6 protein-coding genes are annotated in these 6000 nt (G+C 70.8%); 1 reads left to right on the top strand and 5 read right to left on the bottom strand.

Features of this window, described 5'->3' with window-relative positions:
- Window positions 1-157: 157 nt before the first annotated feature.
- The gene (locus IF30_RS0124670; RefSeq protein WP_030242406.1) at window positions 158-712 is read left to right on the top strand and encodes a hypothetical protein; all 555 of its coding nucleotides are present in this window, start codon (window positions 158-160) and stop codon (window positions 710-712) included.
- 213 nt (window positions 713-925) lie between these two features.
- On the opposite strand, the gene IF30_RS0124665 is transcribed toward IF30_RS0124670, so the two are convergent.
- From IF30_RS0124665 to IF30_RS0124645, 5 genes are all read right to left on the bottom strand, one after another.
- A complete protein-coding gene (locus IF30_RS0124665) occupies window positions 926-1738 on the bottom strand; it encodes a hypothetical protein (protein ID WP_030242404.1) in 813 nt (270 codons plus the stop codon).
- 645 nt (window positions 1739-2383) lie between these two features.
- A complete protein-coding gene (locus tag IF30_RS0124660) occupies window positions 2384-3643 on the bottom strand; it encodes an alpha/beta hydrolase (protein WP_051711031.1) in 1260 nt (419 codons plus the stop codon).
- Between the two features lie 36 nt (window positions 3644-3679).
- Window positions 3680-4411, bottom strand: coding sequence for a class I SAM-dependent methyltransferase (locus tag IF30_RS0124655; protein WP_030242399.1), 732 nt, complete (start codon window positions 4409-4411; stop codon window positions 3680-3682).
- 416 nt (window positions 4412-4827) lie between these two features.
- Complete coding sequence (locus IF30_RS0124650; protein ID WP_234322827.1) at window positions 4828-5049, bottom strand: DUF397 domain-containing protein; 222 nt, start codon at window positions 5047-5049, stop codon at window positions 4828-4830.
- Window positions 5046-5891 carry a helix-turn-helix domain-containing protein gene (locus IF30_RS0124645; RefSeq protein WP_030242393.1) on the bottom strand — a complete coding sequence of 282 codons (846 nt, stop codon included), beginning with the start codon at window positions 5889-5891 and terminating at the stop codon, window positions 5046-5048. The genes IF30_RS0124650 and IF30_RS0124645 overlap by 4 nt, the downstream gene beginning before the upstream one ends.
- Window positions 5892-6000: the final 109 nt, after the last annotated feature.

Raw genomic sequence — 6000 nt, 5'->3', positions numbered from 1 at the left:
TGCCTGTCTCGTGGGCTCGGAGATGTGTATAAGAGACAGGTTGTGAAGGCGAGGTCATCAGGCGTTCACGTCCTGGGTCTGACGGTCGTCGCCCGTGCGGTGCTGTCATGAGCACAGTCGCCCGGCGAGAGGCCGGGCCGGCCCAGGAGACTTCCCCATGATGCTCCGTCAGCGCCTGACCGTCGTTGCCGTGGCGGCCGCCCTCACCGCCGCCGGGCTCGCCGCCGGCACCGCCCAGGCCGCCGTCAAGGTGCCCGCCCCCACGAACTCCCGCACGCTCGACGCCAGTTGTTCGCAGGCCTACCTGCCGCTGCCCGACCCGTCCTGCACCCCCGGCGCGTACAACCCGGACGTCACCCAGGACACCATCGGGCAGACCATCTGCGTCTCCGGCTGGACCGCCACCGTCCGCCCGTCGACCAGCTACACCAACGCCCTGAAGGCGAAGCAGATCGTGCAGTACGGCTACGAGGACACCAGCATGGCGGACTACGAGGAGGACCACCTCGTACCGCTGGAACTCGGCGGCGCCCCGCGCGACCCCGCCAACCTGTGGCCCGAACCGCACTACGGCAGCCAGCCGGCGCGGAGCAAGGACTCCGTCGAGACCAAGCTCAAGAACGCCGTGTGCGGCGGCCGGGTGAGCCTCGACGACGCCCGCAGCGCCATCGCCAGCGACTGGACCACGGCGCTCAGCGTCCTGGGGCTGTGACGGCGCCCAGCGTCGTGAGGCCTTGACGCCCGCTCCCCGGGAGCGGGCGTGAAGGAGCCGCCCGGTCCGTCCGGTCCCCTGTGCCGGACGGGCCGGACGGCCGTCTGTGGGGGTGGGGGCGCCTGCGAGGCGGGCGCCCGTCCGTGTCAGTGCCTGTTCGTCTCAGTGCACGTTCGTCTCAGTGCCTGTTCGTCTCAGTGCACGACGTTCGTGTCAGCGCCCGTCGCAGCCCGGAAGGGCCTCGCACATCGGCGCCGACATGCCGGAGCCGACGTACTTGTCCTCCGGGGCCTTCCAGGCGTCCTTCGGCTGGGCGCCGCCCTTGGCCGTCGCCCAGACCGACAGCTCGTTGACCACCCCGCCGTCGGTGACCACGTACTCGTGCAGGGTGACCGTGCTGCCGTCCGCCTGCGGGACGGTCAGGACGGCGGCGAAGAACGGCGCGCCCTCGCCGCTGGTGACCTTCACGGTGGCGCCGGGCACGGTCTTCGCGCAGCCCTTGAGCGCGTCCGTCAGGTGCCCGTCCGTCAGGTTGGTCATCTGCTTGGTGCCGCTGCTGTGGGTCGGGTCGCCCTCGAAGAGCAGGGTCTGCTGGGCCGTCCAGCGGTCGCCGCCGAAGCCGACCGACGCCTTCGCGGCGGCGGTGCCGGTGAACATGTACTCGTCGTCCTTGGCGACCGGGGCGTGGCACAGCTCCATGCCCTTGAACTGGACCACGCCGGTGAGCGGCTTGGCGTTGGCCGCCAGCGGCGCGTAGTGGTAGGTCTCGTCCATCGGGATGCTCTTGGTGTCCATCCAGGCCTTGGCCGGGATGCCCTTGGCCGCGCCGGTGGGGGCGCCCGACGGCGCGGCACCGGACGGGGCGCCGTTGGACGGGGCCGGGGCGGACGGCGCGCCGTCGGACGGGGCGGGGGCGGCGGTCTTGCCGGCGTCCTGGCCGCCGTTGTCGTCCGGCCCGCAGGCGCTCAGCGCACCCAGGCAGACGAGGGCGGCGGCGGTGGCGGTGACCAGTCGGATGCTGCGCAACTGACGATTCCTCGGGTGTCCGGTGGTGTGGGTCGGGGTCGGGGGTGCTGCGGCGGCGGGCTGCCGCCGTGCGGCACCGTCCGTCCGTCCCCGCCGCCCGGTCGACCCGTGGTCGCGGGCACTCGGCATGGCTGTTCCTCCCCCGTTGTCGTACGGCCGTCCGGCTCCTGTCGCGCTGCGCTCCCCTGCTCCGAGGGGCGGTCAGCGCCGGTGCTGCGTCGACGGCGGTCGAAACCTATGCCACCGGGAGGCCGGGAGCAAAGCGGGATTCCGACGGGTGGTCAGGTGGCCGGGCGGGCTGCGGGGCACTGATGGGGAACGTGTGTGCGGGCGCGTCGGGAACCATGGGCAGTGTGCAAGGGGTTCCTGGGGCGCGCGGGCGCGCGGGTGCGCCGTCCGAAGCGGCGGATCCCGCTGCTGGGGGTGGTGCTGCGGGCCCGTACGGCATCCCCGGCGGTCCGTGCGGACCGGGCGCGGGCGGCCGCCGACACCAAGGCTTTCCCCACGGCCGATCCGGCCGGCGGGAGGCGGGGAGCAGTCGGTGCCTCGGCTGCGTGCCTCCCCCCGCTACGCGTGCCTTTCCCTGCTACGCCTGCCTGTCCTCGGCAACGCGTGCCTGTCCTCGGCTACGCATGCCCGTCCCCGCTATGCATGGGTGCCCGGGACGCCGAGCTGTTGGGCGAGCCAGGGCAGGGCCTGGGCGAAGGTCGCCGCGCCGGTCTGCCAGGTGTGCCGGCCCGAGCCGACGGCGGTGACGGTGCGGATGCCGTCCTTCCTGGCGGCCGCGTCCAGGGCCTTGGCGGACTCGATCTGGCCGTGCTCCTCGTCGCCCTGCCCGAAGTAGCCCGAGACGCCCTGGTACTTGGGGTGGTGGGCGAGCACGGTCAGCGGGTCGTGGGCCGCCCAGGCCGCCGCGTCGCCGCCGTACAGCTCCTGGACGGTGTGGTCCTTGTCGCCGATGTACGGGCCCTTGTCGCCGGAGAAGTCGCCGAAGTGCGCGAAGACGGTGGGGTGTTCGACGGTGAGGTCGACGGCGCAGGTGCCGCCCATCGACCAGCCGGCCACACCCCACTTGTGCGGGTCGGTGGCGGCGTTGAAGGTCTTCTGGACGAACGGCGGAACGTCCTTCACCAGGTGGGATTCGGCGTGGCCGTGCGGGCCGTCGACGCACTCGGTGTCCACCCGGAACCCGCCGGTGGCGTCCACGAAGACCAGGATCGGGGCGAAGCCGTTGTGCTTGGCGGCGAACTCGTCGGCGGTCTTCACGGCGTTGCCGGAGCGGATCCAGTTGTCGGGCGCCGCGAACTCGCCGCCGATCATCTCCAGCACCGGCAGCTTGGGCCGGTTCTGGCTGCGGAACCAGGCGGGCGGCAGGTAGACCAGCTCCTGGCGGTGGGCGAAGCCGCTGGCGGTGTCCGGAATGTCGACCTGCACGATCCGGCCGGTCTTCGACTTGCCGTGGACGGACGCGAGTTCGGCGAGCGTGAGCTGGTCCGGCAGCGGCTGCCCGCTGAGCTCCCCGATCGCGTCGTCCAGGGTCGGGTAGTAGCCGGTGGCGATGTTCACGCTGTTCGCCGCACAGAACAGCGCCAACAGGGCGGTCGGCGCCACGAGCAGCCGCCGCCACCAGCGGGCGCCGCGCCAGCCGAACCCCAGCACGCAGAACGCCGCGACCGCCACCCAGCCCCACAGCCACACCCCGAACGGGATCGGGTCGGTGATCCCGGCCAGGGTGAGGACGGCCGCGGCGGCGACCCCGGTGACCAGCAGTGCCGTCCCCAGCGCGATCGGCCCCCATTTCAACCGCCACGCGCGGTCCCGCCGGGCCAGCGTGCCCAGGAACAGTGCGAGGGCCGCGGCCTGGACCGCCCACGGGAACCAGCCGTCGAGCAGGGAGACGTTCATACGGCCGGAGGCTAGGCGGGCAGGATGAGAGCCCGATTAGAGGCTGGCAGTTCGCTGGAAGAGTGCTGTGAGGAGGAAGGGGACGCCGAACAGCGCGGAATCGGGTGCTTGGGCGGCCATCGGTCGGACCTCCAGCGGCTCGAAGTCCCGGAAGAGCAAGCGCAGTTCGTCCGGCGAGTAGGCCAGTCCGCCCTCCAGGCTGCCGAGCCGGTACAACTCCGCGTCGGGTCGCTCCGACCCCATCGCCCCGGCGGCGAACACGGTGACGCCGAAGTACCCGCCCGGCGCGAGGACCCGGTCCAGGAGGGCGAGATAGCTGACCCGGCGGTGCGGCGGGAGGTGGTGCAGGCAGCCGGAGTCGTAGACCAGGTCGTACTGCGGGTGCGGGAGTTCGATGTCGAAGATGCTCGCCCGGTGGAAGCGCGGACCGGCCCCCACGTCGGCCTCGCGGGCGCGCTCCTCGGCCCAGTCGACGGCGGTGGAGGAGATGTCGACGGCGTCGACGTCGAAACCGAGCGACGCCAGGTGGATCGCGTTCCGGCCGAGGCCGCAGCCGAGGTCCAGGGCGCGGGCGGGGGCGCCGGTCGGGGCGGGGGAGACCAGGCCGCGGTCGAGGTAGGAGGCCAGGTTCTCGTCCGGCTTGGGGGCGAAGAACGGTCGGTCGGCGGGCCGGTCCGCGTAGAACCGGTCCCAGAAGGCTTCAGCCGACGGGAACAGCTTGTCGAGCAGGGTGAGGACGTCCTCGGCGGTGCGGATCGTACGGTTCATGCGGTCGAGCGTAGGCGGCCCGGTGCGCGTACGCATTGAGCCCAAAAGTGGCTGGAGGAAGGGTGGTTGGCACTCCGGTGGCGGCGGCGGGAGCGAGTGTCCCGGCCCCGGCCATGCGTGCGGCAGCACCCCGCCATGGGCCGGGAAGGGCCCTCCCGGCGGGGCGGCAGGAGGGCCGGTGCGGAGGGTCGAAGTAATGTTTCGATCAAGAAATTCGGGCCGGTGCGGCCCGCCTCGCGTCGACGCGCGCCTTCACGCCTTCACGCCTTCCGCCGGACCGCGATCGTGGCGCACGCGGTTGCGCGTTCCCGGTTGGCCTGGGCTGCTCGGTGCCGGCAGACGCTGGGGAAGGGGCTCCGCACGAACGCAGACCGGGCGGCCCCGCGGGTGCGAAAGGGGCCGCCCGGGGAACTGCTTCAGGGGGAGGTCGGGAAGTCGTCCGAGCGGATGCCGGCGAGGAAGGACTGCCAGGCCTCGGGCGTGAAACCGAGCGCCGGGCCGTGGGGGTCCTTGCTGTCGCGGACCGGAACGATGCCGGTGATGCTGTCGGCTACCTCGACGCACTCGTCGTTCGGGTTACTGGCCGTTGCCTTCTTCCACTGCACGGGGAGTGTGGAGGCGACAGGGAAGTGGGTCACTTGAGCATGTCTCTCTTCTGTGCGATGACGTTGCGCGACTCGTCGAGGGACAGGGCGGTTGCCATGATTTCGTCGAACGCGGCCCGATAGATATCGACTTGGTCCGGATCCTCCACCCAGTCGCTGCTGAGCATTCCGCTGAGCAGGACCAGGTCGAGATCGCGTTGCCGAAACTCCAGGAGTGCGAATGGCCCGGTCATGCCTGGATGCGGCGGAGCCATGGCCGGCATGATCTGGACCTTGATGTTGGGGAGTTGGCTGAACTGGAGGAGTTTGTCCAACTGGTCGGCCATCACGCCGGGGGCCGCACTCATGGTCAGGGCTGCCTCATGGATCACGGCCCAGAGCTTCAGCGGGTTCTCGGATCGAGTGAGGACGGACTGCCTGTTGATCCGGACTTCGACACGCTCTTCGACGCTGGGTTTGCTTATCACGCCGCTGGCGATGATGGCGTGAGCGTATTGACGGGTTTGCAACAGGCCCGGAATGTAGGAGGACTGGTAGGACTTGTTGCCGACGGCCGTGTCTTCAAGGCGGATCAGGTCCGTGTAGAGCGGGTTCAGCTGCTCGTAGCCGGCCACCCAGCCCGGGCGGCGCCTGTCCCGAAGGATCTCGACCAGGACTTCCTTGAGTTCCGGGTCGCACTCGTAGAAGTCGAGCAGGGCTCGGACGACATCGGGCTTCAGCTGGACGCGGGCGTTCTCGTACCTGCTGAGTTTCACCAAGTTGACGCCCTCGACCTGGGCTGCCACCTCTTCGGCTGACAGGTTCTTCAGCTCGCGAAGCCTCCTCAGCTCGGCGGCGATGCGTCGGTACCGCACGGCTGGCACTGCGACTGCCATCTACGTACCCCTCCAGATCGTTCAGGACCAGTGTGCACGCGAGTGGTGACGGTTCGCCACCACCGGCGGGAGCGCCGAGGCCGCACCTTGCCACCGAATCTGAAAGTTT

Source organism: Streptomyces sp. NRRL S-350 (genome assembly GCF_000719705.1).
Classification (GTDB): domain Bacteria; phylum Actinomycetota; class Actinomycetes; order Streptomycetales; family Streptomycetaceae; genus Kitasatospora.
Note: the sequence above shows the minus strand (reverse complement) of the source record. Positions and strands in the feature narration are given on the sequence as shown.

Bases quoted from the DNA above. Each gene is read 5' to 3' on its own strand.
- IF30_RS0124655 (WP_030242399.1), bottom strand. From the start codon at position 4,411: ATGAACCGTACGATCCGCACCGCCGAGGACGTCCTCACCCTGCTCGAC.
- IF30_RS0124660 (WP_051711031.1), bottom strand. From the start codon at position 3,643: ATGAACGTCTCCCTGCTCGACGGCTGGTTCCCGTGGGCGGTCCAGGCC.
- IF30_RS0124645 (WP_030242393.1), bottom strand. From the start codon at position 5,891: ATGGCAGTCGCAGTGCCAGCCGTGCGGTACCGACGCATCGCCGCCGAG.
- IF30_RS0124670 (WP_030242406.1), top strand. From the start codon at position 158: ATGATGCTCCGTCAGCGCCTGACCGTCGTTGCCGTGGCGGCCGCCCTC.